General features: G+C 65.7%; 22 protein-coding genes and 4 tRNA genes. 13 read left to right on the top strand and 13 right to left on the bottom strand.

All coding sequences use genetic code 11. From position 1 onward, the window contains the following. Nucleotides 1-428 precede the first annotated feature (428 nt). Nucleotides 429-776, bottom strand: a complete 348-nt coding sequence (locus ACSQ3Y_RS11580; protein WP_436177368.1) for a KTSC domain-containing protein — start codon at nucleotides 774-776, stop codon at nucleotides 429-431. A gap of 330 nt (nucleotides 777-1106) precedes the next feature. Here ACSQ3Y_RS11580 and ACSQ3Y_RS11575 point away from each other — a divergent pair, with 330 nt between their 5' ends. The 3 genes from ACSQ3Y_RS11575 to ACSQ3Y_RS11565 all read left to right on the top strand — a co-directional run bounded on the left by ACSQ3Y_RS11575 (nucleotide 1107) and on the right by ACSQ3Y_RS11565 (nucleotide 4429). Then, entirely contained in the window at nucleotides 1107-2660 is a 1554-nt protein-coding gene (locus ACSQ3Y_RS11575) for a fumarate hydratase (RefSeq protein ID WP_436177367.1), read from the top strand. A gap of 189 nt (nucleotides 2661-2849) precedes the next feature. After that, entirely contained in the window at nucleotides 2850-3728 is an 879-nt protein-coding gene (gene murI / locus ACSQ3Y_RS11570; RefSeq protein WP_057263983.1) for a glutamate racemase, read from the top strand. Nucleotides 3729-3769: 41 nt separating this feature from the next. After that, nucleotides 3770-4429, top strand: coding sequence for a TonB family protein (locus tag ACSQ3Y_RS11565; protein ID WP_436177366.1), 660 nt, complete (start codon nucleotides 3770-3772; stop codon nucleotides 4427-4429). 157 nt (nucleotides 4430-4586) lie between these two features. Here ACSQ3Y_RS11565 and ACSQ3Y_RS11560 read toward each other — a convergent pair whose 3' ends face one another. Together ACSQ3Y_RS11560 and ACSQ3Y_RS11555 are read right to left on the bottom strand one after the other, a co-directional pair. Beyond that, nucleotides 4587-5123 carry a M48 metallopeptidase family protein gene (locus ACSQ3Y_RS11560; protein ID WP_436177365.1) on the bottom strand — a complete coding sequence of 179 codons (537 nt, stop codon included), beginning with the start codon at nucleotides 5121-5123 and terminating at the stop codon, nucleotides 4587-4589. Between the two features lie 65 nt (nucleotides 5124-5188). Next, a complete protein-coding gene (locus ACSQ3Y_RS11555) occupies nucleotides 5189-5830 on the bottom strand; it encodes a DUF6806 family protein (RefSeq protein WP_057200943.1) in 642 nt (213 codons plus the stop codon). A 367-nt stretch (nucleotides 5831-6197) separates the two neighbouring features. On the opposite strand from ACSQ3Y_RS11555, the gene ACSQ3Y_RS11550 reads away from it, so the two are divergent. Continuing rightward, nucleotides 6198-7538 (top strand): methyl-accepting chemotaxis protein, encoded by a 1341-nt coding sequence (locus tag ACSQ3Y_RS11550; protein WP_436177364.1) that lies wholly within the window; start codon nucleotides 6198-6200, stop codon nucleotides 7536-7538. A gap of 212 nt (nucleotides 7539-7750) precedes the next feature. On the opposite strand, the gene ACSQ3Y_RS11545 is transcribed toward ACSQ3Y_RS11550, so the two are convergent. Both ACSQ3Y_RS11545 and ACSQ3Y_RS11540 read right to left on the bottom strand, forming a co-directional pair. Then, on the bottom strand, nucleotides 7751-9265 hold the full coding sequence (locus ACSQ3Y_RS11545) for a tripartite tricarboxylate transporter permease (RefSeq protein WP_057200945.1): 1515 nt from the start codon (nucleotides 9263-9265) through the stop codon (nucleotides 7751-7753). 7 nt (nucleotides 9266-9272) lie between these two features. Next, nucleotides 9273-9695, bottom strand: coding sequence for a tripartite tricarboxylate transporter TctB family protein (locus ACSQ3Y_RS11540; RefSeq protein WP_428001780.1), 423 nt, complete (start codon nucleotides 9693-9695; stop codon nucleotides 9273-9275). A 149-nt stretch (nucleotides 9696-9844) separates the two neighbouring features. Here ACSQ3Y_RS11540 and ACSQ3Y_RS11535 point away from each other — a divergent pair, with 149 nt between their 5' ends. Then, a complete protein-coding gene (locus ACSQ3Y_RS11535) occupies nucleotides 9845-10546 on the top strand; it encodes a response regulator transcription factor (protein WP_436177363.1) in 702 nt (233 codons plus the stop codon). Continuing rightward, nucleotides 10527-11960 carry a sensor histidine kinase gene (locus tag ACSQ3Y_RS11530; protein ID WP_436177362.1) on the top strand — a complete coding sequence of 478 codons (1434 nt, stop codon included), beginning with the start codon at nucleotides 10527-10529 and terminating at the stop codon, nucleotides 11958-11960. Before ACSQ3Y_RS11535 ends, ACSQ3Y_RS11530 begins: the two co-directional genes overlap by 20 nt. Nucleotides 11961-12053: 93 nt before the next feature. Here ACSQ3Y_RS11530 and ACSQ3Y_RS11525 read toward each other — a convergent pair. From ACSQ3Y_RS11525 to ACSQ3Y_RS11515, 3 genes are all read right to left on the bottom strand, one after another. Next, a tRNA-Leu gene (locus tag ACSQ3Y_RS11525) sits at nucleotides 12054-12146 on the bottom strand. 168 nt (nucleotides 12147-12314) lie between these two features. Beyond that, nucleotides 12315-12390 (bottom strand) — tRNA-Gly (locus ACSQ3Y_RS11520). Nucleotides 12391-12738: 348 nt separating this feature from the next. After that, nucleotides 12739-13650 carry a glutaminase gene (locus tag ACSQ3Y_RS11515; protein WP_436177361.1) on the bottom strand — a complete coding sequence of 304 codons (912 nt, stop codon included), beginning with the start codon at nucleotides 13648-13650 and terminating at the stop codon, nucleotides 12739-12741. Between the two features lie 264 nt (nucleotides 13651-13914). Between ACSQ3Y_RS11515 and ACSQ3Y_RS11510 the strand changes: the two genes are divergently transcribed. Then, nucleotides 13915-16065 carry a putative bifunctional diguanylate cyclase/phosphodiesterase gene (locus tag ACSQ3Y_RS11510; protein WP_436180110.1) on the top strand — a complete coding sequence of 717 codons (2151 nt, stop codon included), beginning with the start codon at nucleotides 13915-13917 and terminating at the stop codon, nucleotides 16063-16065. A 147-nt stretch (nucleotides 16066-16212) separates the two neighbouring features. Here the strand turns inward: ACSQ3Y_RS11510 and ACSQ3Y_RS11505 are convergent. Together ACSQ3Y_RS11505 and ACSQ3Y_RS11500 are read right to left on the bottom strand one after the other, a co-directional pair. Next, nucleotides 16213-16286, bottom strand: a tRNA-Cys gene (locus ACSQ3Y_RS11505). 50 nt (nucleotides 16287-16336) lie between these two features. Next, the gene (locus tag ACSQ3Y_RS11500; RefSeq protein WP_436177360.1) at nucleotides 16337-17056 is read right to left on the bottom strand and encodes an aspartate/glutamate racemase family protein; all 720 of its coding nucleotides are present in this window, start codon (nucleotides 17054-17056) and stop codon (nucleotides 16337-16339) included. Between ACSQ3Y_RS11500 and ACSQ3Y_RS11495 the strand changes: the two genes are divergently transcribed. The 3 genes from ACSQ3Y_RS11495 to ACSQ3Y_RS11485 all read left to right on the top strand — a co-directional run bounded on the left by ACSQ3Y_RS11495 (nucleotide 17043) and on the right by ACSQ3Y_RS11485 (nucleotide 19811). Beyond that, complete coding sequence (locus ACSQ3Y_RS11495) at nucleotides 17043-17894, top strand: helix-turn-helix domain-containing protein (protein ID WP_436177359.1); 852 nt, start codon at nucleotides 17043-17045, stop codon at nucleotides 17892-17894. The two genes, ACSQ3Y_RS11500 and ACSQ3Y_RS11495, sit on opposite strands and share 14 nt — an antisense overlap. A 150-nt stretch (nucleotides 17895-18044) precedes the next feature. Then, on the top strand, nucleotides 18045-19058 hold the full coding sequence (locus tag ACSQ3Y_RS11490; protein ID WP_436177358.1) for a Bug family tripartite tricarboxylate transporter substrate binding protein: 1014 nt from the start codon (nucleotides 18045-18047) through the stop codon (nucleotides 19056-19058). Nucleotides 19059-19061: 3 nt separating this feature from the next. Next, nucleotides 19062-19811, top strand: coding sequence for an aldolase (locus ACSQ3Y_RS11485; RefSeq protein WP_057200953.1), 750 nt, complete (start codon nucleotides 19062-19064; stop codon nucleotides 19809-19811). Here the strand turns inward: ACSQ3Y_RS11485 and ACSQ3Y_RS11480 are convergent. Beyond that, nucleotides 19763-20674, bottom strand: coding sequence for a LysR family transcriptional regulator (locus tag ACSQ3Y_RS11480; protein WP_436177357.1), 912 nt, complete (start codon nucleotides 20672-20674; stop codon nucleotides 19763-19765). The genes ACSQ3Y_RS11485 and ACSQ3Y_RS11480 overlap by 49 nt on opposite strands. 128 nt (nucleotides 20675-20802) lie before the next feature. Here ACSQ3Y_RS11480 and ACSQ3Y_RS11475 point away from each other — a divergent pair, with 128 nt between their 5' ends. From ACSQ3Y_RS11475 to ACSQ3Y_RS11465, 3 genes are all read left to right on the top strand, one after another. Further along, nucleotides 20803-21435 carry a hypothetical protein gene (locus tag ACSQ3Y_RS11475; RefSeq protein ID WP_436177356.1) on the top strand — a complete coding sequence of 211 codons (633 nt, stop codon included), beginning with the start codon at nucleotides 20803-20805 and terminating at the stop codon, nucleotides 21433-21435. Beyond that, on the top strand, nucleotides 21423-21875 hold the full coding sequence (locus ACSQ3Y_RS11470; RefSeq protein ID WP_157421811.1) for a hypothetical protein: 453 nt from the start codon (nucleotides 21423-21425) through the stop codon (nucleotides 21873-21875). Before ACSQ3Y_RS11475 ends, ACSQ3Y_RS11470 begins: the two co-directional genes overlap by 13 nt. 89 nt (nucleotides 21876-21964) lie before the next feature. Then, nucleotides 21965-22513 carry a hypothetical protein gene (locus tag ACSQ3Y_RS11465; RefSeq protein WP_436177355.1) on the top strand — a complete coding sequence of 183 codons (549 nt, stop codon included), beginning with the start codon at nucleotides 21965-21967 and terminating at the stop codon, nucleotides 22511-22513. Between the two features lie 222 nt (nucleotides 22514-22735). Here ACSQ3Y_RS11465 and ACSQ3Y_RS11460 read toward each other — a convergent pair. Then, nucleotides 22736-22811 (bottom strand) — tRNA-Gly (locus tag ACSQ3Y_RS11460). 158 nt (nucleotides 22812-22969) lie between these two features. Beyond that, a complete protein-coding gene (lon, locus tag ACSQ3Y_RS11455) occupies nucleotides 22970-25396 on the bottom strand; it encodes an endopeptidase La (RefSeq protein ID WP_436177354.1) in 2427 nt (808 codons plus the stop codon). Between the last annotated feature and the right edge of the window lie 128 nt (nucleotides 25397-25524).

The following is a 25524-nucleotide window of genomic DNA, read 5'->3' as shown; positions in this document are numbered from 1 at the left end:
AACTACGCCGAAGCAATGCAGAAACGCGGCCGACATGTACAAGATCAAGTGCGACGAGCGATACATGTTCGTGTTCTTCTGCGGTATCAAAAAGATTTGTCTTCGGCACGATAAGTAGGTAAGACGGTAAGAGCCTAGCTCGAAAGCCCCAAGTTGATTGAGCAGCTTGGGGCTTTCAGGGGGAAAACGAATGAGCCCCGGTGTCACTTTGGCACTCCGCGCCCACTATGAGCGGAAGCAGGCGGAGTGCGCAGCGGAATTGGCAAAACGCGATCTTGAGGCGGCCACCTGGGGTTTAAAGGATGCAGAGGAAGACTTGGCCCGCATCCGTGATCAAGAAGCTTTCCTGTCACGAGCACTCAACGACTATGAACAGGCGGAACTGCTGCTTGCCTACATAGCGAAGGGGAGCCATGCTCCCCTTCGCACTAGCCCTTGTACTTTTTCGGTACTGGGTGGGTTCGGCAACCGAACGGACCGTCCGATCCGCTGCCACGAATGCGAGTCTCAAAGAACTGACGCTTTGAGCTGGCACTCAGCAGGTTCTGTACCGTCGTGGCGTCAATCGAGCAGTACTGGTAATAGGTGGACTTCAACTGGATCAGCATGTAGCGCTCTGCCTTGTCGTAGCAAATGCGCTTCACGTCGCTGCCCTCTTTCACATCCGAACAGGCAAACGCATCCAGGGAGACCGCACCGTTGTATTTGACTTGCACCGTTTCCGCAGACGCCGTTTGGCCCAGCAACAGAAGCGCTGAAAGAAGAATGATTTTCAAAATCTGCCCTCCGAGTTGTTGTCTTAGCTGGGCATCCTACCCACCTTTGCATCTGACGCCTCGCGGTTTTTGTCGCACCTACGCTTGCTTTTTCAAGGCAGTGCAGCTTTCTCTGTTGCTGCCGTTGGCGTGACATGCAGGTAGCTCATGGCGGATCGCAGCGACGCATGCGTGTCCTGGCAGATCCGTGCAGGGCCGAAGCACAGAGTCCCCATTCCCGACGCCAGCACGCTGTAAGCACCCCAGTGGGATAATTGCGCCCGGCGCCGTCCCAGGCGGCAGCCACAGCGTGCACAGACACGCCCCCGTTCCGCCCACGACAGAAACACGATGACCACCACGATCAAGTACGACGATCTCGTCGAGTCCGTTGCTGCTGCGCTGCAGTACATCTCCTACTACCACCCCAGCGACTACATCGCCCACCTGGCGCGCGCCTACGAACGCGAACAGAGCGCTGCGGCCAAGGACGCCATCGCCCAGATCCTGACCAACAGCAAGATGAGCGCCACCGGCCAGCGCCCCATCTGCCAGGATACCGGCATCGTCAACGTGTTTTTGAAGGTGGGCATGGACGTGCGCTGGGAAGGCTTCCCCGGCGGTCTGGAAGACGCCATCAACGAAGGCGTGCGCCGTGGCTACAACCACCCCGACAACACCCTGCGCGCCAGCGTGGTGGCCGACCCCGAGTTCGACCGCAAGAACACCAAGGACAACACGCCTGCAGTGATCTTCGCGCAGATCGTGCCCGGCGCCAGTCTGGACATCACCGTCGCGGCCAAGGGTGGCGGCAGCGAGAACAAGAGCAAGATGATCATGCTCAACCCCGGCGACAGCGTCATCGACTGGGTGCTCAAGACCGTGCCCACCATGGGCGCCGGCTGGTGCCCACCGGGCATGCTCGGCATCGGCATCGGCGGCACGGCCGAGAAGGCGGTGCTGCTGGCCAAGGAAAGCCTGATGGACGACCTCGATATGTACGAGCTGCAGGCCAAGTCCTCGCGCGGCGACAAGCTCGACAAGGTCGAGGAAATGCGCCTGGAGCTGTACCACAGGGTCAACGCCCTCGGTATTGGTGCACAGGGCCTGGGCGGCCTGACCACGGTGCTGGACGTGAAGATCAAGATGTACCCCACGCACGCGGCCAGCAAGCCTGTGGCCATGATCCCCAACTGCGCGGCCACGCGCCATGCGCACTTCGTGATGGATGGCTCGGGCCCGGTGTACATGACCCCGCCCTCGCTGGACCTGTGGCCCAACGTGAACTGGGCACCCGACTACAACAAGAGCAAGAAGGTCAACCTGGACACCCTGACCAAGGAAGAAGTGGCCAGTTGGAAGCCCGGCGACACCCTGCTGCTCAACGGCAAGATGCTCACCGGCCGCGACGCAGCGCACAAGCGCATCAAGGACATGCTGGCCAAGGGCGAGAAGCTGCCTGTGGACTTCACCAACCGCGTGATCTACTACGTGGGCCCGGTGGACCCGGTGCGCGACGAGGCCGTGGGCCCCGCCGGCCCGACCACCGCCACGCGCATGGACGGTTTTACCGAGATGATGCTGGCCGAGACCGGCCTGATCGCCATGATCGGCAAGTCCGAGCGCGGGCCGGTGGCCATCGAGGCGATCAAGAAGCACCAGAGTGCTTACCTGATGGCCGTGGGGGGCGCCGCCTACCTGGTGAGCAAGGCCATCAAGACCGCCAAGGTGCTGGGCTTTGCGGACCTGGGAATGGAAGCGATCTACGAATTCGACGTGGTGGACATGCCGGTGACAGTGGCGGTGGATGCGGGGGGGACGAGTGCCCACATCACCGGGCCGGCGGAGTGGCAAAAGCGGATTGCGACCGGTGAGTTCCGCGGTATCGAGGTAGCGGCGGCCTGACCGGCTGACGGCGCCGGCTGAAGAGCCCGGCCAAGACCACGATCCCCCGCAGTGCATCAGGCATGGCCGGGGGATTTTTCTTGGCACGCAACAGGTTTTCCTACCAGCGCCCGTGCGCCGCAGGCGCGGTGGAGTTACATTGCTCGGCACGCTTTTCTTTTCCACCGCCCGCCCCGTCCCATCCCGCCAATGACCTCCCCGAATTCCCAGCCCATCGGCGTCTTTGACAGCGGCGTGGGCGGCCTCAGCGTGCTGCGGGCGCTGCGCGCCGAGTTGCCGCACGAGCGCTTCGTCTACCTGGCCGACAGCGCGCATGCCCCCTATGGCGAGCGCGGCGATGCCTATGTGGGTGCGCGCACGCATGCCATCACGCGCCACCTGCTGGAGCAGCATGGCATCAAGGCGCTGGTGGTGGCCTGCAACACGGCCACGGCAGCGGCCATCCACGAGGTGCGCAGCCGCTACCCGGCGCTGCCGCTGGTGGGGCTGGAGCCGGCCATCAAGCCCGCCCTGGCCGTGACGCAGACCGGGCGGGTGGGCGTGATCGGCACGCGCGGCACCCTGACCAGCGCCAAGTTCGGCAAGCTGCTGGCCAGCCTGCAGGGCCAGGCCGAGTTCGTGGTGCAGCCCTGCGATGGCCTGGCCCACGCCATCGAACGCAGCGTGGACCGCCCCGTGCCCGCAAGCCCCCAGGGCACCGAGACCTGGGAACTGTGCGAACGCTATATCGACGCCATGGGCGCCTTCGGCACCGGCGCCGGTGCCATCGACACGCTGGTGCTGGGCTGCACGCACTACATCTTTGCCGAGCGCGACCTGCGCACGCTGGTGGGCCCTGCGGTGCGCTTCATCGAGACTGGCGAGCCCGTGGCGCGCCAGACGCGGCGCCTGCTCGAAAGCGCCGGCCTGCTGGCAGCCGCCAGCACGGGGGCGCCGCAGGCGCAGCTCTTCACCACCGGCGGCCTGCCCCAGTTGCAGGCGGCGGCACAGCGCTGGCTGGACCTGCCCGCCGACCGCTGCCAGACGGTGGCGATTGCATCTCACACCACCGAACACAGCGCAGCCTAGGCGCGCTGGCTTTTTTGGCGCTTCTTGACGACCGACCCGGCATGACCACCTCCATGCGAGCCCTACGGCTCATCACCCTCGTGCCGCTGCTGGCAGTGGCCTGCGCCGTGGCGCAGACGGCCCCTCCTTCCGCACCCTCGCCACAGGACCTGGCACAGGAACAGATCGCGGAGCTTGAAAAAGCCCAGCGCGCGATGATCCAGGACCTCAAGCGCCAGTTGGCGGAGATGCCGGAGACCGTGCGCAAGCAGCGGCTGCGCGCCCGCATCGCGGAGATCGAAGGCCGCGCCAACCTTCCCCGGGATTTGTACATATCACCGAGCGCTAAGATGAGCGCGCCCATGAAGACCTACTACGAGCGCATGAAGATGCGCATCGAAGATTGCGGCACGCGCTATTTCCCGACCCAGGACGGGCGCAAGATGTACGGCCAGGGCGTGGTGGGCGTCACCCTGGGCAACGACGGCTCGGTGATACAGGCAGACGTGCTGCAGTCATCGCAGGACAAGGCGCTGGACGAGCACATGCTCAAGCTGGTGCATGCCTCGGCCCCGTTCGGCACACCACCGGCCAGGCCCATGGCCAATGGTTCGCCGGTCTACCGCCGCCTGGTGGTGATCACCGGCTTCGATTTCAACCGCGACAGCGAGAAACCCGCGCCCGAGCCCGTGCCGGCCCAGGAGCGCTGCAAGTGGGGATGAACTGATACGGATTTGCCTTTAACCGTATAGCGTCGTTGGTTCGCCTTGCCGTGCTACAGCACTGTCTGCGGCTCCCGCCTAGCTATACGATCAAATGCAAATCCGTATGAGCCCCGCCAGCGCTCGGCAACCCACCCCCTCGGTTTCGCCCACATCGTTACGCAGGCGCCCCACCCCACAGCCGCTCGCCCGAGTGCTCGACATGCGTGAGGTACAGGCGCAGATCGAACTCGTACTGGTGGTACTGCGGCTCCATGTGCTGGCACAGCTGGTAGAAGGCCTTGCCGTGGTCCTTCTCGCGCAGGTGCGCGAGTTCGTGCACGACGATCATGCGCAAGAATTCATCGGGCCCTTGCTTGAACATCGCGGCGATGCGGATTTCATGTTTGGTGGCGAGGCGATTGCCCTGCACCCGTGACACGGTGGTGTGCAGGCCCAGGGCATGCCGCACCACGTGGATCTTGTTGTCGAAGATGACCTTGTTGACGGTGCCCGCATTGCGCAGGTGGCGGCTTTTCAGCTCCTGCGCGTAGTCGTACAGCGCCTTGTCGCTGCGCACGGCATGGGCCTCGGGGTACTTCTTGAGCAGTGCCACGCCCAGGCGACCCTGCGCGAGCAGGTCGCGGGCCTGCTGCTGCAAGGGGGCGGGGTAGGACTGCAGGTAGGGCAGCAGCGCCGGGGCGGTCGTCGTCATGCGTCACGGCTCCCCACTTCCCTGAAGGGCCGTTGGGAGACTGCGGATGCTGGGGAACCGAAGGATCAGTGCAGGTGGCGCGGACGGCGCCCGCCGCCACCATGGCCGCTGCCGCCCGAGCCGCCGCCACCGGGGCCGCGCGGGGGCTTGCCGATCTCCAGCGAGTTCACCAGGGCATCGAAGCGCTGGCTGAACAGCTTGTCGATCTCGGCCACCACACCACCCAGCTCGGCGCCGTCGAAATGGCGTTCCATCATGTTCACCACGTCCTGCACCAGCAGGTCGCGCTGCACCTGCATGATGGCGGCCGGCGTGGGGCCCACGAAGAGCATCAGGAAGTCGTCGCGCGACTCGGCGCCCTCTTCGCCGTCTTCGTCTTCATCGAAGTCGGCGTCGTAGAAGGTGACCTCGATGGCAGCGCCCAGTTCGGACAGCTCGTTGAGACTCATGCACATCTCATCCAGCGACTGGCGGAAGTCCTCATCGCCGCGCACGGTCCAGCACATCTGCAGCAAATGCTCCTGCGCGTCGAACTTGATGCCCGGCTCTTCTTCATAGGCACTGGCGGCGCCATCGGCCAGCGAACGCGCTCCAGCGTACTTCCACAAGGGCTTCAAGGCTTCCTGGATCTGGTCGAAGCTGGCATCGGCGCGCAGTTGGACCTGGCCGTGGACGTGGATTTCGAAGGGTGCGTTGTAACTTGACATGACTGGATCGTAATAGTGCCCGTAACCGGGGTCGGCAAGCCTCATGCCTGCTGGCTTGCCCTGGAATGGGGGAAAGATGGAGCCTTGTCGGCGCTGGTGCAGCCTTTCAGCCCCACGATAGCGCTATTTTCTCATGGCGCCAAGGCCATTTGGATGGCGTGGCGCAGAAGCCATTGCACATAGCCCGGCGCAGGGGGCACACGGCACAAGCTGCACGCCATCAATGGGGCAGGCCCATCCGATCGTAGTGTTGGCGCAAAAGCGCGACTACCGGCAAAAGCGTGCAGCCAGACGGCGCAATTGACTACAGAGAAGATGCAACCGCGCAAATACTCTATCGCCTCCAGAAGTGCAACCAGGTGTTTCCATGAGAAAGTCCATTCCCTCGGGGTTCTTGCGAACCGTCTTTGGCAGCCGCATGATGCGGCGCCAGCTCCGCGCCTTGTACGGGAATCAAGCTGTCATCGAATTCACTCCCGAGGGCGTGATCCTGGCCGCAAACGACAATTTCCTGCACGCGATGGGCTATGCATTGAAAGACATTGCCGGCCAGCCCCACCGGATTTTTGTGGATCCCCAGGAAGCGCAATCCGCCGAGTATTCGGACTTCTGGAAGAAGCTCAAGCGGGGCGAGGCTTTCATTGGCCGCTACCGGCGCCTGCGCGGTGATGGCCGCGACATTTGGCTGCAAGCCAACTACAGCCCCGTGGTACGCGAGGACGGTACGGTCCTCAAGGTCGTGAAGTACGCGATGGACATCACCGCACAGGCACTGGGAGATGCCGAAGCACAAAGCCAGTTGATGGCAATCAACCGTGCACAGGCCGTCATCGAGTTCGGACTGGACGGGACCATCATGCGAGCCAACCGCAACTTTCTCGACGCCATGGGGTATCGGGACGAGCGCGAGATCGTAGGGCAGCACCATCGCATATTCGTGCCCCCAGAACAGCGCAATACGTCCGACTACCTGGCCTTCTGGCACCGCCTTGGTTCTGGCAATGTCCATTCAGGCCAATTCCAGCGGGTGGGCAAGAACGGGCAATCGGTATGGATCGAAGCGAGCTACAACCCGGTCATGGACAGCACGGGCCGGCCATTCAAGGTCGTCAAGTACGCGACCGACATCACGGCGCGCTTCGAAGCCACCCATACCCTGCAGATCGCGTTCGAGCAGCTCAATGCACTGGTGTCCGAGAGCGCCAGCAAGGCCAACGAAGCGCACCAGCAAACCCAGAAAATGCTGCAGGTGGCCCACGCTGGAACCAGCGCCACCGCCGACGCAGTAGAGACGATGGGTGCCATACGCAGTGACTCGCAGCGCATTGCAGAGATCGTCGGCTTGATAGATGGCATTGCATTCCAGACCAACCTGCTGGCACTCAATGCGGCGGTGGAAGCCGCACGTGCCGGAGATCAGGGAAGAGGCTTCGCGGTGGTGGCCAACGAGGTCCGCGGCCTGGCCCAGAGAAGCGCTGGCGCTGCCCAGGAGATCAAGACCTTGATTGCGGCATCGTCCCAGCGGGTGCGCGATGGCGACGCCCATGTGCAGGCCACAGGCAGCATCATGGATGTCATTCAGGCATCGGCCACGCACGCTTCGAATGCCATGGGCGACATCGTGCAAGCAGCCCACGCCCAAAGCAAACGGATGGGTGCCGTGCACAAAGCGATGGGATTGCTGGAAACAGCTGTTTCTCGCCACTAATGCGGCTTTGCCTTCAAACGTATAAAGTCATTCGGTCGCCTTGCCGTGCGAAAGCACTGTCTGCGGCTCCCCGCCTGGCTATCCGATTGAATGCAAATCCGCATGAAAACTCGGAGCGCGAAGTGACCGAACGCCATCATCCACAAGACGCGAAAAGCAAGGGCTGGCCACATGGCGGCCAGCCCTTGCCTTCACCAAGCGCGGGTTGAAGCTCAGGTGACCGCTGGCTCTATAGCCAACGGCTTGGCATTGGCGCCGCGCTGACGGAAGAAAGCCACCGTCTGCCACAGGATGAAAGCAGCGATGAGGCCCAGCAGCGTGCCGCTGATCGGGCGGCTCACGAACACATCGAAGCTGCCGCGCGACAGCAGCATGGATCGGCGGAAGTTCTCCTCCAGCATGGGGCCCAGGATGAAGCCCAGCATCAGCGGTGAAGGGTCCATCGCCAGCCGCATGAAGAGGTAGCCCAGCGCGCCGAAGGCCACGGTGATGAACACGTCATCCAGGTTGTTGTTGATGCTGTAGGTGCCGATGCAGCAAAAGAACAGGATGGCCGGGAACAGCACGTTGTATGGGATCTTGAACACCGACAGCCAGTAGCGCACCAGCGGCACGTTCAGGATCAGCAAAAAGCAGTTGCCGACCCACATGCTGGCCACCAGGCCCCAGAAGAGCTCGGGGTGGCCGGCGATCATGTTCGGGCCGGGCTGGATGCCCTTGATGATGAAGGCGGCCATCATCAGTGCCATCACGGCGTTCTCGGGGATGCCGATGCTCATCAGCGGGATGAAGCTGGTGCGCGCGGCGGCCTCGTCGGCAGCGGCCTGGCCGGCCACGCCCTCGATGCAGCCGGTACCGATCTCGTGGCGGTACTTGCTGACCTTCTTGTCCAGCGCATAGGCCGCAAACTGCGCGATCACCGGCCCGCCACCGGGCAGAATGCCCAGGATGGAGCCCACCACGCTGCCGCGCAGGGCGCTGGGGATGATGCGCTTGAACTCGGGCCAGGTGGGCATCAGCTTGATCTTGCCGTTGAAGGGCGAGCGCTCTTCGCGCGCATCCAGGTTCTTGGTGATCTCGGCAATGCCGAAGCAGCCGAGCGCAATGCTCACGATGCCCACGCCGTCTGCCAGGAAGGGCATGTCGAAGGTGAAGCGCGCCAGGCCGCTGTTGACGTCGGTGCCGATCGAGCCCAGCAGCACGCCCACCATGCACATGGCCAGGCCATTGAGCAGGCTGCCGGTGGTGACGAAGCTCACGCACACGAAGCCGACCAGCATCAGCGCACAGTAGTCCGCCGGGCCGAACAGGAAGGCCACTTCGCCCAGGCTGGGGGCCAGAAACGCCAGCACCACGATGGCCACCGTGCCGCCGATGAAGCTGGAGACCCCCGCCGTGAACAGCGCCAGGCCCGTCTTGCCTTTCAATGTCATCTGGTACCCGTCGATGCACGCCACGATGGAGCTGGCGTGCGGGATCTTCATGGTGATGGCGCTCACGCTGTCGCCGTACTGCGCTCCGTAGTAGATGCCGGCCAGCATGATCAGCGCGCCGGTCGTGTCGATGGAATAGGTCAGCGGCAGCAGCAGGCTGATGGTGGCCAGCGGGCCCAGGCCTGGCAACAGGCCCACCAGGGTGCCCACGGTGCAGCCCAGGGCGCAGAACATCAGGTTCTGCAGTGTCAGTGCGTGGCTGAAGCCGAACGCGAGGTTGTGTAGAACGTCCATGGCGACCTCAGTACAGCGGCAGGTTGACGCCCAGAAGCTTCTGGAACATGAAGGCGATGCCGACCAGCACCGCGGCGATCTTGAGGTTGCGCACCACCGAATACGACGTGCCGGCAAACCCCGAGCAGAACACCAGGAAGACGATGCCCGCGATCATGTTCACGAAGTGCGACAGGGCCGCAAAGCCGCACAGGCTGGTGAGGATGATGGCGATGTTGCGCACCTGGAAATCCATCGGCACCGGCGCCACCAGGCGCGCGCGCACCACGGTGATGACCCCGATGGCGAACAGCATGCAGCTGACGATGAACGGGAACAGCCCCGGGCCGGCACGGCTGAGCTGGCCCAGCGAGTAACCCATCGACGGCAGGCCGAAGCCCAGCGCCAGGGCCATGAGGGCAAAGCCCCGGACCATATTGCGGTTGACCATGAAATTTGTCTCCATGAAGATTTTTGGGATACCCCAGATGGCCTGTCGATGCCGCACAGGGCTGGGGTATGCTGGTGAGGACTATCTCCATCGAACCTGATCGCAGGCTGATACCGGCCATGCGTAATTCCACGTAGCCCCCTCCTCCCATGCGCCTCCTCCTGGTGGAAGACGACCCCGTGCTGAGCCGCACCATGGCCCGGGGCCTCGAGAACGCGGGCCACCGCGTCGAGCTGGCCCACACCGTGGAAGACGCCCAGCACTGGTGGGCCGTGCAGGCCTTCGATGCCGTGCTGCTGGACCTGAACCTGCCCCATGCGGCGCACGCCCGCAGTGGCCTGGGCAGCGGGCTCACCGCCCTGCGCAGCGCCCGCGCGCGCGGTGACCGCACCCCCGTGCTGGTGCTCAGCGCACGCGACAGCACCGAGGAACGCATCGCCGGGCTGGACGCCGGGGCCGACGACTACCTGGGCAAGCCCTACGAACTGAAAGAGGTCGAGGCCCGCCTGCGCGCCCTGCTGCGCCGCGCCAGCGGCACGGCAGACTGGGTCACCGTGGGCCGGCTGGCGCTGGACCGGCAGGCGCGCCGCGTCAGCGTGGCAGGGCAGCCACTGGAGCTGCCCGCGCGCGAGTTCGATCTGCTGTGGGAGCTGATGACGCCCCCTGGCCGCGTGCTGAGCAAGGGCGACCTTTCCGCGCGCCTGTCGGATGCCGGAGAGGCGGTGGGCGACAACGCGCTGGAGGCATCCTTCTCGCGCCTGCGCCGCAGGATCGCGGGCAGCGGCGCCGCCATTCGCACCTTGCGCGGGCTGGGCTACGTGCTGGAGGACGATGCCACTGGCCCCGCATAGCCACCGCCCGCCCGCGCTGCGCCAGCGCATCGGGCGCCGCGTGCTGCTGTCGCTGCTGCTGATCTGGGGGCTGGGCAGCGCCGTGGTGCTGGGCGTGGGCAACCACTTCGTGGCGCAGGCCTTTGACCGCGCCCTGCTGGACGACGCCCATGCGCTGGCGGCGCTGGTGCACGGCGGCGGCCACAACGACCGCAGCGGCCAGGGCGCCGGCACGCTGCGGATCGACCTGACGCCCCGCGAGGTGGACCTGCTGCGCTTCGACCAGAGCGAGACGGTGTGGTTTGCGGTGTACGGGCCCGACAGCAGCTTCATCGCTGGCGACCATGGGCTGGCAGCAGGCACGGTGGCCCCGGGCAGCACCCATGCGTTTTCGCAGCTCGCGCGCGAGGGGCAGGAGCTGCGCCGCGTGACCTTGCTTACCCAGGGAACACCCTCCTTCACGGTGGTCATGGCGCAAACCACGGCCGAGCGCACGCACCTGCTGCGCAGGCTGCTGGTCTATTCAGGCCTGGCCCAGCTGTGGCTGCTGGTGGTGCTGGGCTCCTGGCTGCTGCGCGGCATCGAACGCGACCTGCGGCCACTGACCGCCCTGCAGGATGCCGTCGACCAGCGCGACGCGGCCGACCTGCAGCCCCTGCCGCAGGCGCTGACGCAGCAGGCGGGCAGCAGCGATGTGCAACGCCTGGGCGTGGCCCTGGATGGCCTGCTGGCGCGGGTGCAGCACAGCCTGCATGCCCAGCGCGAGTTCGCCGGCAACGTGGCGCACGAGCTGCGCACGCCGCTCGCAGGCATCCGCGCGCAGGCCTCCCACGCGCTGGCGCAGGACGACCCCGCCGTCTGGCGCAGCGAGCTCCAAGGCATCACCGAGGCCGAGCAGCGGGCCAGCCGCACGGTGGACCAGTTGCTGGCGCTGGCACGCGCGGCCGAAGGCGGCATTGCCCTGGCACTGCAGACGATGGAGCTCAACGTCTTGGTCCGCGATGTCGTGCTGCGCCTCCTGCCGCGCGCAGACTTTATGGGCGTGGACCTGGGCGCAGAAGGCCTGGACCAGACCGTGCAGGTGCGCGCAGATGCCGCACTCATTGAGGGCATCCTGAACAACCTGCTGGACAACGCGCTGCGCTACGGGCACGGCAGCCCGCCGCGCATCACCGTGGCACTGCAGGTGCGCGGCGGGCATGCGGTGCTGAGCGTGGCCGACAACGGCCCTGGTGTGGACGCCGCGCTGGCCCAGCGCCTGCTGCAGCGCTGGGCGCAGGGCGATCAAGGCGTGCGCCTGGGCCAGGGTGCGGGGCTGGGCCTGTCCATCGTGGCGCGCTATGCGCAGCTGATGGGCGGAGGGCTGGAATTGGCGCCTGCGCAGGACGGCCCGGGTCTGGTCGCCAGCGTATGGCTGCCGACCGCCGGGGAGTGAACCGGCTAAGGACAACGGGCAGTGGCGCCTGCGGAAATGATTCGAGCATTGCGGAAAAGACAGCTATGCTATTGATAGCTTCAAACCGTTATCTGGTGCCCCGAGCCGGGGTCGAACCGGCACGCCCCTTTTCAGGAAAGCGGCGGATTTTAAGTCCGCAGTGTCTACCAATTTCACCATCGGGGCGCCGGCTGACCACGGCGGCCGTGCAAGGCACGGACCTGTGTCGCAGCGTAGCGTGGGCCGTGCGGGTGTGCAATGCCCTGTCGCATCCGGTCACACAATGGCGCCATCGGAAGCGACCATTGCACAACGCCAAGAAAAAAGGGAAGCCTAAGCTTCCCTTTTTAAATCTGGAGCGGGAAAAGAGTCTCGAACTCTCGACCTCAACCTTGGCAAGGTTGCGCTCTACCAACTGAGCTATTCCCGCATTTCACTGTGCTGCTGTCGTTACCGTCAGTCTGCATCAGCAAGACTCAAATTATAGCGCCATTTTTTGGGCTTGCAAACTTCGGCGCCAAAAAATTTGCGTCTGCCTTGCGCGGCACGGGGCGAGCGCCTGCAGATCGACCTTGAGTCGCCCATGCGCCACCCGGAAAAAAGCCCGTATGGAGGCGGGCTTGAACTCGTGATGGTCACGAGGGGAGGAAGCCGCTGGTGCTGCGGCGGTTCCATGCTACTACGGAACCGGCGTGCAGTGTGCAGGATCGGCGGCCTTGGTCGCTCAGGACATCCTCACTGGCCTGACGCGCAGCGCGGCCGTGCCGAGGGTCCGCAATCAGAACACCGACAGCCCGGTCCTTGCGGTGAACAGTTCCAGCGCGTGCATGCCCAGCAGCGAGTTCCCGGTTGCATCGAGCGCGGGCGACCACACGCACAGACTCAGGCGGTCAGGAACCACCGCCACGATGCCACCGCCCACGCCGCTCTTGCAGGGCAGGCCGATGCGGAACGCGAACTCTCCGGCCGCGTCGTAGGTGCCACAGGTCAGCATCAGCGAATTGATGCGGCGCGTCTGCCGCTCGGTCAGCAGTTGCTCGCCACTGAACGGGTGGCGGCCATCGCGGCACAGGTAGCCGGTGGCGCGCGCCAGCTGCAGGCAGCTCATGCCCACCGCGCAGTGGTGAAAGTAGGCATCCAGCACGGCTGCGACATCGTTGTCGATCTTGCCGAAGCTCTTCATGAAGTTGCCCAGCGCCATGTTGCGAAAGCCGGTGGCAGCCTCTGAGGCGGCCACCTCCTCGTCAAAGTACACCGGCTCGTTGCACAGACTGGACAGCAGCTCCAGCAGGGCGGCCTTGGCATCGCCCTGGCTGACCAGGCGATCGGTGACGGCAATCGCGCCGGCATTGATGAAGGGGTTGCGCGGCGTCCCCTGCTCGGCCTCGAGCTGCACCAGAGAATTGAACGGGTTGCCCGAAGGTTCGCGGCCGATGCGGTCCCACAGGGCATCGCCCAAGGCCCCCATCCCCAGGGTCAGGGCAAAGAGCTTGGAGATGCTCTGGATCGAGAAACGTGTACCGCTGTCGCCGGCCTGCGCCTCCTGGCCATCGCAGGTGCGCAGCGCGATGCCGAACTGGGCCGCCGGCACCCGCGCCAACGCCGGGATGTAGTTGGCCACGTGGCCTTGTGCGCCCAGCAGAGGGCGCACTGTCTCGACGATTTCTTCAAGGATGGGCTGGAATTGCATGGCGTGATTGTCGATCAGCCATCCATCGGCCGCAGCAGCCCGACGGGCCTTTCACCTACAGCGCAGCGCGAAAGCCCCTGGGAAGATAGCTCGCTTGCATTTCCTAACCTCTTTTTCGCGCGACAGATGTACGCTTTCTGCGGATCGGGTCGTGTCCGCATCCAGGGCTCCAAACTGCAGGGGGCGCCATGGACGCCTGGCCTGCTCACTGTCAGGCCATTTCTGCACCTTTGATCGGGATCGGAAGCTTTCGTGACAGCGTTCATGCCTTCGAGCTACAACCTCTTCCTGGTGGCGGTGTCGCTGGCCATGGCCATGTTCGCCTCCTACGTGAGCTTCGACATGGCCCGCAGGGTGCGCACCTCGCAACGCGACATCGGCCTGGCCTGGTGGGCTGCGGGTTCGCTGGTCATGGGAACCGGCATCTGGTCCATGCATTTCGTGGGCATGCAGGCGCTGGAGCTGCCCATTCCCATCGGCTACTCGCAGGGGCTGACCTTCGCGTCCTGGCTGGCGGCGATGGCGGCATCCGGCATAGCCCTGGAACTGGCCAGCCGAAAGCGGCTCGACAACCTGCGCATCCTGCTCGGCGCCATGGCGATGGGCGGCGGCATCACCGCCATGCACTACCTGGGCATGGCCGCCATGCGCATGTCGCCCGGCATCACCTGGGACATGCCGCTGGTGGCGCTGTCGGTGCTGGTGTCCTTCCTCGCGTCCACGCTGGCACTGCTCATCTTCAAGTTGCTGCGCCGGGTGGAGCGGCCCCGGCGCATGGGCTACCAGTTGGCGGCGGCGTTCGTGTTCGCCATGGCGATCTGCGGCACGCACTACCTGGGCATGGCGGCCGCCAGCTTCGCGGCGGGCTCGGTCTGCCTGACGGCCGGTGAGCTCGGCGGGCCCGGCCTGCAGACGGCCGTGGCCATGATTGCGGGCGCACTGCTGGTGGTCACCTTGCTCACTTCCATCCTGGATTCCCGGCTGCAGCGCGCCGCGCGCGGCGCATCGCATTCCATGCACGAGAGCAACGCACGCCTGCAGGCCGCCAACGAAGAACTCCAGCAACGCGCCTTTGCCGACCCGTTGACGGGGCTGCCCAACCGCCTGCTGTTCGAGGACCGCCTGGTCCAGGCCACCCGCCGGCTGGAGCGCAGCAACCACGACGGGGTGGTAGAACGCATGGCCGTGCTGTTCGTGGACCTGGACGGGTTCAAGCCTATCAACGACTCGTTCGGGCATGCGGTGGGCGATGTCGTGATCCGCAAGGCGGCATCGCGCCTGCGCGACGAGGCCCGCGACTGCGACACCGTGGCCCGCGTGGGGGGCGACGAGTTCCTGATCCTGCTCAATGACGTGGCCGACGAACAAGCCTGCATCTCCGTGGCCCAGAGGGTGCTGGCGTCGCTGTCGCAGCCCTTCGAGGCATCGGGGCGGCGCATCGAGATCTCCTGCTCCATCGGCATCGTGGTGCACCCGGGCCACAGCGAGAGCAACAAGATCGTAGCCAATGCCGACGCAGCGATGTACGCCGCCAAGCGCGCAGGCGGCAGCTGCTACGCATTGTTCGAGCCCCACATGGTGTCCGACGTGTCGGAGCAGCTGGCACTGCAGGGCGATCTGCGCCATGCGCTGGAGCGGGGACAACTGTCCCTGCACTACCAGCCCAAGATCGACGGGCGGCGTGGCCAGATCAGCGGTGTCGAGGCCCTGCTGCGCTGGAACCACCCGCGCCACGGCATGGTCAGCCCGCTCGTGTTCATTCCTCTGGCGGAGCGGATAGGCCTCATCGGCCGTCTCGGCCAATGGGTCATCGACGAGGCCTGCCGCCAGACCGCCGAGTGGGCCCGCGACGGCCTGCGCATGCGCGTGGCGGTGAACCTGTCCGTGCACCAACTGCGCGACAAGGGCCTGGTCGAGCGCATCGGGCAGATCCTGCAAGACCATGGCCTGGACGCTTCGCAGTTGCTGTGCGAGATCACCGAGACGGTGGCGATGGAGGACATCAAGGCCGTGCAGCACACCTTCGAGGGGCTCGGCGATATCGGCGTGTACCTGTCCATCGACGACTTCGGCACCGGCTACTCCAGCCTGCGCTACCTGAGCCAGTTGCCCGCCCGGCAGCTCAAGATCGACCGCAGTTTCGTGGGAGACCTTGAACACAGCAACAACGCACGCGCCGTGGTGGCCGCCGTGGTGGGCCTGGCCCACGCCCTGGGCCTGCGCGTGGTGGCCGAGGGGGTGGAGACCGAGAGACAGCGCGACATCCTCCTGGCCATGGACTGCGACGAACTACAGGGCTTTCTGTTCGCGCGCCCCATGCCACCCGCCGCCCTGCTGGCATGGGCCCATGGGGCCAAGCCTGAGGGTGGTGCCGACTTCACGCCCTCGCTGGTGGGTGCGCTCGCGCCCCTGTGAACGCGGGCACGGGCCTGCCATGCGACCCCCCCCAACAAAGCGACCCCGTCCATCGAGCCCGGTGGGAGGATTGCCGTGAAGCGGCCATAACAAAAAAGCCCGCTATCGATGCGATAGCGGGCTTTTCAATACTGGCTTCAAAAATTCTGGAGGCGCGAACCAGAGTCGAACTGGTCTAACCGGATTTGCAATCCGGGGCATAACCGATTTGCTATCGCGCCGCTAGCCTCAGATTCTAACCGAATTTGCAGGCACCGTTGCCAACCGCCGGCTACTGCAGCGCAAAATCTACCGCCGCCTGGGCGTGCAGTGCAGTGGTGTCCAGCAGTGGCAGCGGGCTGTGGCCTTGCTGCACCAGCAGCGATATCTCGGTGCAACCCAGCACGATGGCGTCGCAGCCCTGGGCCTGCAGTTGCGCAATGGCTTGCTGGTAGAAGAGGCGCGATGCATCGCGCACGATGCCCTGGCACAGCTCTTCGTAGATCACGCGGTGCACTTCGGCGCGGGTGGGCCCGTCAGGCGTGGCGATTTCAAGGCCGTAGTCCTGCACCAGCTTGTCCTTGAGAAATGCCTGCTCCATGGTGAACGCCGTGGCCAGCAGGCCCAGCTTGCGCAAGCCCTGTGACTGCGCCGCCTCGCCCACAGGTGCCGCGATGTGCAGAAACGGCAGCGGCGTGGCGGCGGCAATGGTGCCGGCCAGCTTGTGCATGGTGTTCGTGCACAGCACGATGGCGTCGGCGCCCGCAGCGTGCAGCCTGCGCGCGCTATCGGCCAGCAAGGCGCCGACTTCGTCCCAGCGGCCTTCGTGCTGGGCCTGGGCGATGGGGCCGAAGTCCACGCTGTGGATGAGCAACTGCGCTGAGCGCAGCGGCCCCAGGCGCTTGCGCACCTCCTGGTTCATCAGGCGGTAGTACTCGGCTGTCGATTCCCAGCTCATGCCGCCGATCAGGCCTATGGTCTTCACATGGATCTCCTGGTTGAAAGCTGCCATCATCCCCAGCGTGCATTCCATCGTCTATCACGGAATTTCAGCCGCCCTGGGTCCTTCCGCCTTCACGGTGGAACTGCTCGCGCGCTCGCCCTACAGTGCGCGGGACGATGCGCAGCGGGCCTCCTTCGGCATTGCGCTGGAGCGCCAGCGCGGCGTGCACGCCATAGGCACCGACCGGCGCGAGGACTTCGACACCTGGGTGGGCACCATGTCGTTCACGCCGCCGGGCCTGGACGTGTTCTCTGAGTCCGCCACGGGCGGCGAGTACCTGGCGGTCCGCTGGGATGCATCCCGTGCGGATGCTGGGCAGCCCGCAACCCGCCCGCAGCGCACCGCACCCCCTGCCCTGCTGCAGCAGGCCCTGGCACTGCGCGGGCTGCTGGTGCAGCAGGCACCGCCCGGGCAGATGGATGCGCTGGTACAGGCTTTTCTGGCCGGGCTCGATGCCGTCCATGCGGCCCCGGCCAGGCCCCAGGCCCTGGCAGCGCTGCGACCGCTGTATGCGCGCGTGCTGGAGCGCATCGACGACGAGATCGGCCAACCCGATGAGGACCTCTCGCTCGCGGCGTTGAGCGCCCAGGTGCAGCACACGCCGCTGGCCTTTCTGCGCCACCTCAAGCAGCTGACCGGCATGACGCCGCACGCCTACGTGAACGAGCGCCGCCTGCAGCGCGTGCGCCACGCGCTCGAAGACCCGCGCAACGCGCTGGCAGATGCAGCAGCGTTGGCGGGCTATGCCAGCCAGTCGCACATGGGCACGGCGGTGCAGCGCGCGTTTCGCCTCACGCCTGTGGGCTATCAGGCGCGGGCCCACGCGGGCAGCTGCGCACCGGGCTGATCGGCGGCATGCGCACAGCGCACGCAACGGTGCGGGCCATAACTGCCCGTTAATCCGGAGTTGCCCTGCAGGCCATGCCGCCATGGCGAAGCCGTGCCTAGACTTTGCCCACCGCAATGGCGGCACCCTCCCCCACCTGAAGGCACATCGATGAACCACCGCTTCCGTCTCCTTCGCACCCTGGCGCTTGCAAGCCTGATGGGCGCTGCACTGCCCGTGTTTGCACAAGCCGACCCCAGGTCAACGCCCGCGTCCGCAGACCGCTATCCCACCCGCCCGATCCGCCTCTTCATTGGCCAGGCCCCCGGAGGCGCGGTGGACACCATCGCACGCCTGGCGGCCGAGAGGTTGGCCACCCGCCTGGGCCAGCCGGTGGTGGTGGACAACCGGCCCGGTGCAGGCGGCATGCTGGCCGCCGAGGCCATCGCGCGCGCCGCGCCCGATGGCTACAGCATCGGCCTGCTGGACGTGGGGCCGCTGGCGGTCAACCCGGTGCTCCAACCCAAGGTGTCCTACGACGTCACCAAGGACTTCCGGTACATCGGCACGGTCGCGAAGATCCCGCTGGTGATGGTCGCCAAGCCCGATCTGGCATCTTCACGGCCTGCCGACCTGGTCGCCCATGCCAAAGCCAATCCGGCGAAGCTGACGTACGGGTCCGCAGGGGTCGGCAGCCCGCCGCACCTGGCCTTCGAAACCTTCAAGGCCCGCTCGGGTGTCTTCATCACCCACATCCCCTACCGGGGCGGCGCACCGGCGCTGGCCGACGTGGTGGCCGGCCATGTGGACCTGACGTTCATCGATACCAACCTGGCAAGCCAGTACCAAAAGAGCGGCAAGGTGAAAGCGATTGCCGTGGCCATGCTGGAGCGCAGCCCGCTGATGCCGGAGGTCCCGACCTTCAACGAATCCGGGCTGAAAGGCTTCGAGTTTGCCCCCTGGGTCGGCGTTGTGGGCCCGGCCGCCATGCCCGCTGAAGCGGCCACGCGCCTGGCCGCCGCGCTGGACGCCGTGGTCGCAAGCCCTGAATTCATCTCCCGCTTGCAGTCGCTGGGGTTTGCTCCGTTTGCCAACAGCCCCGCCAGCTTCAGCGCACTGGTGCGCTCGGAGCTGCAGTCGTACCGCACGCTCATCAAGGAGCGCGGCATCACCCTGGAGAACTGACCCATGGAAAAGACACTCCACCTCGATCCGGTCGCAGGCAGCGGCGCGCGGGGCACCAGCCCCCGGCAGGTCTTTCTCGATGCCTGCCATATCCTCGCGCACCAGGGCCATGCCGCCGGTCTGGCCGGCCAGGTGACCGTGCGCGACGGCGATTCCTCACGCTTGCTCACGCTGGCACTGGGCACGGGCCTGGAAGAGGCCGACGACGCGTCGATGCTGCTGGTCGACGAGCACCTCACCACCCTGCAGGGCACCGGCAAGGCCAACCCCGGAGTGCGCTTTCACAGCTGGATCTACCGCCACCACCCCGGGGTCCGCGCCATCATCCATACGCATCCGCAGGCGCTGTCGGCGCTGTCCATGCTGGGCATCGGCATGCCCGTTGCCCATATGGATGCGGCCATGTTCCATGACGACTGCGGGTTTCTGGCGCACTGGCCCGGCGTGCCCACCGGGGACGACGAGGGCGCGCTGATCTCCGGCGCCCTGGCGGGCAAGCGCTCGGCGTTTCTGGTCAACCATGGCATGGTCTGCACGGGGGCGACGCTGCAGGAGGCCGTCTACCTCAACGTGTTTGCCGAGCGCAATGCGCGCATGTGCCTGGACGCCCTGGCGATAGGCCCACTGCAGCCTGTGGAGCCTGCGGCCGCGAAGGAAGCCCATGACTTCCTCCTGCAGCCGGCCATCGTCAACGGCACCTTCGCCTACTGGGCGCGGCAGGCGGCGCGGGCCGCAAAGTCCTCGATCACCTGAAGCGTGGCGGCCAGCGCCTTGGGCGGCGTGGCCGCCAGCCGATGGATCGCAACCACCTGCCTGCCCAGGTCGGCATCGGCAATGCGCAACCGGGCCAGGCCGCGCGGAACCACGGCCAGGTCGGGCAGCGCGCTGGGCAGCAGCACCAGGCCCACGCCAGCAGCCGCCAGGTCCAGCGATACGCTGACCGAGCTGCATTCGGCCGCAATCACCAAGGGCCCCGGCAGTTCACGCTCGATGACGCGCCGCAAGGCATAGGGGCGGGGTGGCACGATCAGCGGGCGCCGGGCCAGTTCGGCGACGGTCAGCGAGGAAAGCCCCGAATCCCCACCAGCCTCACCGCCGCGCAAGCCATATGCGCTGACCTCCTCGTGGTACAGGCGCAGCACCTGCACCGCGTCGGTGTTCACCGCGAGGTCGTACACCAGGCCAATGTCCGCATGGCCACGCACGACCTGGTCCACGACATCGGGTGAGCTGGCGTTGTCCACCCGCACGACCAGCCCGGGGTGCATCCGCTTGAGCTCGGCCACCACCGGGGGCAGCAGATAGGCCGCCAGGGTGTTGACGCAGGCGATGCGCACGTAGCGCGCGGCATCCGCCGCAGAGCGTGCCGTGTCCAGGGCCACATCGAGCATCGCGAAATGCTCGGCCGCGCTGCCAGCCAGGCGCTGGCCCACCGGCGTCAGCGCCATGCCACGCCCGTGGCGCGTGAACAGAACGCACTCCAGAAACGCTTCCAGCGCACTGATCTGCTTGCTCACCGCGGGCTGGCTGAGCCCGAGCCTGTCCGCTGCCTTCTGCAGCGACCCGCCCTGCGCCACCAGCAGGAAGGTTCTGAGCAGCCGATCTTTGTCATGCATGGGCTATTCTATGCACCGCCCTGCTCTGCGCACGCTCCTCGGGGCACGCGCGCTGGCGCGCAACCCCAGCCGCCGAGCGATGCCCACTGCCGCAACCACAGCCACCACCCCATGAGGACAGCACCGCCATGTGGCAGCCATCCACCAACAAGCCACGACCACCATCCCGCACGGGCATTGCCGCACGCATCGCCCACCGGTTGCTCGCGCCATGCGTGCTGGCGCTCAGCCTGGGCACCAGCATGAGCAGCCATGGCGCAGGCCCCGCCGCAGCACCCGAGCGCCCGCCCGCAGGCACCGACGTGGACGAAACCCGCACCGTGGCCCAGCGCACGCGCGCGCCTGCAGACTGCCTGTCGGTGGTGCTGGAGGGCGTCACGGTGCTGCTGGACCGCAGTGAGCTCAGCCGCCAGGCCCACGCCAAACCCACGCAGTGGAAGACCGAGGCCGAGCGCATGGCCCTGATCGAAGGGCGGCGCGCGGCGGCGCTGCTGCAGGCCGCCGCCCCCGCCCAGGGCGGCAGCCCGGCTTGCCACCCGGTCACGCAGACGCTGGACGGTGACGACCAGTTCGTGGTGCTTGCCCACCTGGAGCGCGGCGCGGCGGCCGTACTGCCCGCAGGCGCCACGCAGCCCGTGCCTTCCGTGACCATCCGCTACCTGGGCCAGCGCTGCGGCCCGCTGTGCGGGCGCGGGAGCATCATGGTGTCCATCCCCGGGCAGCCGCAGCCTTTCATGGTCACGCACTGGTGGGCTTCCTGAAGGCCTCCTTAAAAAAGCAGCTTGTGCTGGCCGTGGCGCTTGCCGCCGCGACCGGCGCGCCCATGCTCTGGTGGCTGCTGCACCAGCAGCACCGGCCCGCAACGGCCATTGCCGCCGCACAGGCCTTTGTGCGCGACGTGGAGCGGCGCGACTATACGGCTGCATTCGGGCGCACGCTGGCGGGCCCCGCCACCGGCACGACGCCCGCCGAGCTGCAGGCCAACGCGCAACGCCAGCTGTGCCCGCCGGCCCGTGTGGAATACACCACCCCGTTCCAATCGCATGGCAACCGGTTGCGCCGCTGGGCCGCAGGCCGCACGCTCGACGAGCCGCTGGTGCGCGTGGAATTCGCGGGCAGCCCGTGCCTGTTCGGCATCACGCTGCGGCGCACCGCAAAGGGCCCATGGCGGGTGGTGGGTTTTGCCAGCCATGCAGGGTAAGAGCGCAGCTATGCTCGCCCACCAGCGGCCAGCCTGCGCTCATGGGCCCGGGGCACCGTCCATGAACGCCATACCGAGGAACCGTCTCCATGCTCCGTTTTCTGAAGATACTCGCCTGGTGCACTGCATTGCTTGCCGGCAGTGCCATGTCCCAACCCGCCGACCACTGCAGTGGCAAGGCAGCGCAGGCCAACGCATCCTGGCAACTGGTCCCGCGCCAGGGCATCAACTGCGGCACGTTGCGGGTCAACCTGGGCCAGAATCGCGAAGCGCTGAGCAAGGCGATGGGCGCAGCGGGCTTTGTGCCTCCCAAGCCCGGCCGCTACCCGGATGAGGACGACTTCCTCACCGCCGACAAATCCACCGTCATCCGCGTGCGCTACGACGGCAGCAAGGTGCAGGACATCGAATTCCTCGCCGGCTCATTGAAGTACCAAGGGGTGGACCTGCACCGCAACACCAGCTTCACCAAGCTCAAACGCCAGTTCAAGGCGATGAAGCTCAGTTTTCGACACACGAAATGGCTGGGAGACGGCCAGGACTGCCCCAAGCTCGCGATCAACATTGCCAGGCATGAAGACGTGGGCGGCGATGGCGATGGAATCGAGTGGGTGATTCTGAGCAGCACATTCAAGTAGCGTACTCCGCCATCCTGGCCAGCGAGCTTTTTCAAAGGTTGCCTGCCATGACCGCATGCGGGCGCTGGCAAGAGCGCCAACAGCGGGTGACTGACAGTGGACACTGCGCCCACCCGGCGGCTGCAGGCGGGGAGATAGAGAAGCACAGATGGGAGCGAAAAACAAAAAAGGATCCCGAAGGATCCTTTTTGTTTGCCTGCTGCATGAGCAGCCTGCGATGTGTGGAGCGGGAAAAGAGTCTCGAACTCTCGACCTCAACCTTGGCAAGGTTGCGCTCTACCAACTGAGCTATTCCCGCATTTTACCGAAGCCTTACATTGTACATCGTTTAGTACGTTGTGTGCTGCGATGGAGTGAATTGTAGCGCATTTTTTGGGGGTCTCTGAAAGTCCCCTCAAAAAATTTGCGATGCCTTCACTCCATCGACTTTTTACCCAGCGGCTTCGCTACCAGGTATCAGTGCTTGAGACCATCTGCCGCAGGCGCAGCAGCCTTGTCGGTCGAAGGCGCAGGCGCCGCGGCCACCTCTTCGTCCGTCAGGGGCACGGGCATGGTTTCAAGCGCTATCTCCAGCACCTTGTCGATCCAGCGCACGGGCACGATCTCCAGGCCGCTCTTGACGTTGTCCGGGATCTCGGCCAAGTCCTTCACGTTCTCTTCGGGGATCAGCACCGTCTTGATACCGCCGCGCAGGGCCGCCAGCAGCTTTTCCTTGAGGCCGCCGATGGCGGTGACTTCGCCGCGCAAGGTGATCTCGCCGGTCATGGCCACGTCGGCGCGCACGGGGATGCCCGTGAGCGCGGAGACGAAGGCCGTGGTCATGGCGGCACCCGCGCTCGGGCCGTCCTTGGGGGTGGCGCCGTCGGGCACGTGGATGTGGATGTCGCGCTTCTCGAAGGCTTCATCCTTGATGCCCAGGATGCGCGAGCGGCTGCGCACCACGGTGCGGGCCGCCTCCACGGATTCCTTCATCACGTCGCCCAGCGAGCCGGTGCGCGTGATCACGCCCTTACCGGGCATGGCAGCGGCTTCTATGGTGAGCAGGTCGCCGCCCACCTCGGTCCACGCCAGGCCGACCACCTGGCCCACCTGGTTCTGCGCCTCGGCACGGCCGTAGGTGTACTTGCGCACACCCAGGAAGTCGGGCAGGTTGTCGGCGGTGACGACGACTTGCGGCTCGTACTTCTTGAGCTGCAGACCCTTGACCACCTTGCGGCAGATCTTGGACAGCTCGCGCTCCAGCGAGCGCACGCCAGCTTCGCGGGTGTAGTAGCGCACCATGTCGCGCACGGCGGGCTCGGTGATCTCGAGCTCCTCGTCCTTCACGCCATTGTTCTTGAGCTGCTTGGGCAGCAGGTACTTCATGGCGATGCTGGTCTTCTCGTCCTCGGTGTAACCCGACAAGCGGATCACTTCCATGCGGTCGAGCAGGGCCGGCGGGATGTTCATCGAGTTCGACGTGGCGACGAACATCACGTCGGAGAGGTCGAAGTCCACCTCGACGTAGTGGTCGCCGAAGGTGTGGTTCTGCTCGGGGTCCAGCACCTCCAGCAGCGCACTCGACGGGTCGCCGCGGAAGTCGGTACCGAGCTTGTCGATCTCGTCGAGCAGGAACAGCGGATTGCGCGTGCCCACCTTCGAGAGGCTCTGCAGCACCTTGCCCGGCAAAGCGCCGATGTAGGTGCGGCGGTGCCCGCGGATCTCGGCCTCGTCGCGCATGCCGCCCAGGGCCATGCGAACATACTTGCGCCCGGTGGCCTTGGCGATCGACTGGCCCAGCGAGGTCTTGCCCACGCCAGGAGGGCCCACCAGGCACAGGATGGGCGCCTTCACCTTGTCCACGCGCTGCTGCACTGCAAGGTACTCAAGGATGCGGTCCTTGACCTTGTCCAGGCCGAAGTGGTCTTCGTTGAGCACGCCCTCGGCATTCACCAGGTCGTGCTTGATCTTGGTCTTCTTGGCCCATGGCAGTGCCGTAAGCACGTCGATGTAGTTGCGCACCACGGTGGCCTCGGCCGACATGGGCGACATGAGCTTGAGCTTCTTGAACTCGGCATCGGCCTTCTTGCGCGCCTCGGCAGGCATCTTGGCGAGCTTGATCTTCTTTTCGATCTCCTCGATGTCCGCGCCCTCTTCGCCTTCGCCCAGTTCCTTCTGGATGGCCTTGACCTGCTCGTTGAGGTAGAAGTCGCGCTGGTTCTTCTCCATCTGGCGCTTTACGCGGCCACGGATCTTCTTGTCGACGTTGAGGATGTCGACCTCGCGGTCGAGCTGCTCGAACAGGTTTTCCAGGCGCGCCTTCACGTCCGACAGGTCGAGCACGATCTGCTTGTTCTCGAGCTTGAGCGGCAGGTGTGCGGCAATCGTGTCGGCCAGGCGACCCGGATCGTCGATGCTGGAGATGCTGGTCAGGATCTCGGGCGGGATCTTCTTGTTGAGCTTGACGTACTGGTCAAACTGCTGCATCACCGCGCGGCGCAGGGCCTCGATTTCGCTGGGCTTGGTGGCCTCGGCAGACTGCTCCACGGGCGTCACGGTGGCGTTGAAGTGCGTCTCGGCGTCTTCGATGGACGACACCAGTGCGCGCTGCTGGCCTTCGACCAGCACCTTCACGGTGCCGTCAGGCAGCTTGAGCATCTGCAGGATGGTGGAGACGCAGCCGACGTCGAACATGTCGGCCACCGAGGGCTCGTCCTTGGCGGCGGCCTTCTGGGCCACCAGCATGATGCGGCGGTCGGCCTCCATGGCCAGCTCCAGCGCCTTGATGCTCTTGGGGCGGCCCACGAAGAGCGGTATCACCATGTGGGGGAACACCACCACGTCGCGCAGGGGCAACAGCGGCAGGTCGATGGGGGTGGCTGGCAGGGGGGTATGTCCGGACATGGAAATCCTCAGTTAACTCTGTGGAATATGGTCCACATGTGGGGATTTTCAACCCCCGTGCCCAGCCGTGCTGGCACAAGGGTTGAATGGCGGCGTAGCCAGGCGCGGTGCATGCAAGAGGGGCTTGC

It is taken from the genome of Acidovorax sp. LjRoot66 (assembly GCF_964253305.1).
Classification (GTDB): Bacteria; Pseudomonadota; Gammaproteobacteria; order Burkholderiales; family Burkholderiaceae_C; genus Acidovorax.
Note: the sequence above shows the minus strand (reverse complement) of the source record. Positions and strands in the feature narration are given on the sequence as shown.